This is a genomic window from Pseudoramibacter alactolyticus ATCC 23263, assembly GCF_000185505.1.
GTDB classification, from domain to species: domain Bacteria; phylum Bacillota; class Clostridia; order Eubacteriales; family Eubacteriaceae; genus Pseudoramibacter; species Pseudoramibacter alactolyticus.
The window spans coordinates 769,430-771,629 of record NZ_GL622359.1; the positions used below are offsets into that span (position 1 = coordinate 769,430).

Here is a 2,200-nt window from a genome sequence, read left to right on the forward strand (position 1 = left end):
GGGGGGCACATCATAAGTTTAGCCTCTTTTTATAACTTGATTCAAACATTATTGAATGTGCAACAAATTTAAAATGCCGGCCGACTGCAAAAACAACGCAAACATAATAATCGGCGCGACGTATTTCACCATCACGATATAAATACGCTGCCGTCTAAAATGTTCCCCATTGAGTTCCATTTCATCAATAACGTATTTAGGCCCAATTACCCAGCCGATCAAAATGCAGGAAAGCAGCGACGTGATCGGCATCAGGAAACTATTGGATACATAATCGGCGAGGTCTAAGAGTTGTCCGACCGAACCGTTGGGAAGCTTCAGTTCAAAATAAAAAACGGTATAGCCAAGGCAGATGATGAGAGTCATCCCCAGATAGACCGTTCCCAAAATCAATGTCACTTTTTTGCGGGAGGCATTGAAGATTTCCATGCAGTTCGCAACCAGGGTTTCCAGCACCGAAATGCAGGATGTCATTGCCGCAAAGGCCACCATCACAAAAAAGACACCGCCGACAATCGGCCCTGCAACGCCCATTTCCGCGAAGACTTTGGGCAAAGAAACAAAAATCAGGCTCGGCCCGGCTGCCATTCCCTTAACACCGGAAAAAACATAAATCGCCGGAATGATCATCATGCCTGCCAAAAAAGCCACCACCGTATCAAAAATTTCAATCAAATTGATCGACCGATTGAGATCCACATCTTTTTTAACATAAGAGCCATACGTAATCATGATCCCCATGGATACCGACAGCGAAAAGAAAAGCTGGCTCATCGCATCCAACAAAATCTGCATGAAACGGCCAAACGTCATCCCTTTAAAATTGGGAATCAAGTAAACACCCAATCCCTGCATGCCTGTCCGCACTGAGCCATTACCTGTTTTGTGCGATAAGGTCAGTGAAAAAACAGCGATTACCAGAATCATCACGAACAGAGCGGGCATCACCCATTTAGAAAATTTTTCGATTCCATTCTCAACTCCGCGATATACGATCACCAATGGTTAAAAGCATGAAGATCAGCCCGTAAACAACCGGAGAAATCGGTGCTGTGATAAAGCTTGTAAAATAAGTATCCGCCGCTGCCGCTTTTCCCGCACCGGTTAAATAGACAATGATATATTTTAAAATCCACCCGCCGATCACTGCATAATAGGTCATGATAATGGCCGGCACAGCAAAGGTGATTTTCCCCAAAAATCCCCAGCCTCTTTTTACCTGATCATAGGCTTGAATGGATGATTTCTGAGTTTTTCTGCCAATGCCAATATCATTAGTTAAAAGCGTAAAACCAAAGGTCAGCACCAAAATCAAATAAATAATCAAAAAAACGCCGCCGCCGTCCTTTGCTGCCAAATAAGGGAAACGCCAAATATTGCCGACCCCAACAGCCGATCCGGCAGCTGCCATCACAAAGCCCAGCTGTCCAGAAAAGCCGCCTTTTTTGCTTTTCTTTTTTTCGTCCATAGATACTCCTTTACTCCTTTTGACTTCTTTCTTATATGCTTTAAGATTTTTTTAATTATAGCATAGGTTTTCTTCCTCGAAAAGTTTCTTTTTAATAAATAATTATTGACAATTGACTTTTATCTACTGATCCATTATTATAAAAATAATTAATCATTATTAAAGGAGCATTATCATGAAAAAAAGACTACTCCAAGTGGTTACTTTGTGTCTGATTCTAACAGCATTTGTCGGCGTCCTCACAGCCTGCGGTGCCTCAACTTTGGAAGAAGCTGTCAGCAAGGACAAATCAGTTCAAAAAGAACTCGATCGTGTTGGCAAAAAAAATAATATGGATATCAACATTAAAGATAACCTTGTAACCTATGTCTATCACTACGGTAGCGACGTCAGCGAAGATAGCAAAAGTTTATACACCAGCAGTTTTGAATCTGCTTTTACCCAGGAAAAGAGTACCTTTGTCAACCTGATCAAGGAATTAGAAGATAAAACCGATATCTCCGGAATCAAAATGAAAATCGTCGTAAAAGATAAAAGCGGTGACACACTCTATAATATCACCTATGACAACAAAGGAATTGTCAAATAGCATCCATCACACCCACCCTTCCAAAGGGTAGTTTGCTCCAGGGCAATAAGCCATGGGATACCAGGCCAGCGTCTCAAGGCGCTGGCTTTCTGTTTCGGCCATGAGGATCATGCTCTCGCATTCTCTTCATAGCTCCGTTCAAA

Annotated in this window: 1 protein-coding gene and 1 pseudogene; one reads left to right on the top strand and one right to left on the bottom strand. The window is 42.1% G+C overall.

Translation table 11 applies throughout. The features are described 5' to 3' along the window. Positions 1-48: 48 nt before the first annotated feature. A pseudogene (locus tag HMPREF0721_RS03625) lies at positions 49-1,468 on the bottom strand (sodium-dependent transporter). A 175-nt stretch (positions 1,469-1,643) separates the two neighbouring features. Here HMPREF0721_RS03625 and HMPREF0721_RS03630 point away from each other — a divergent pair. Then, a complete protein-coding gene (locus tag HMPREF0721_RS03630) occupies positions 1,644-2,057 on the top strand; it encodes a DUF4854 domain-containing protein (RefSeq protein ID WP_006598205.1) in 414 nt (137 codons plus the stop codon). Positions 2,058-2,200 lie beyond the last annotated feature (143 nt).

Coding starts and splice junctions, on each gene's coding strand:
- HMPREF0721_RS03630 (WP_006598205.1), top strand. CDS start 1,644: ATGAAAAAAAGACTACTCCAAGTGGTTACTTTGTGTCTGATTCTAACA.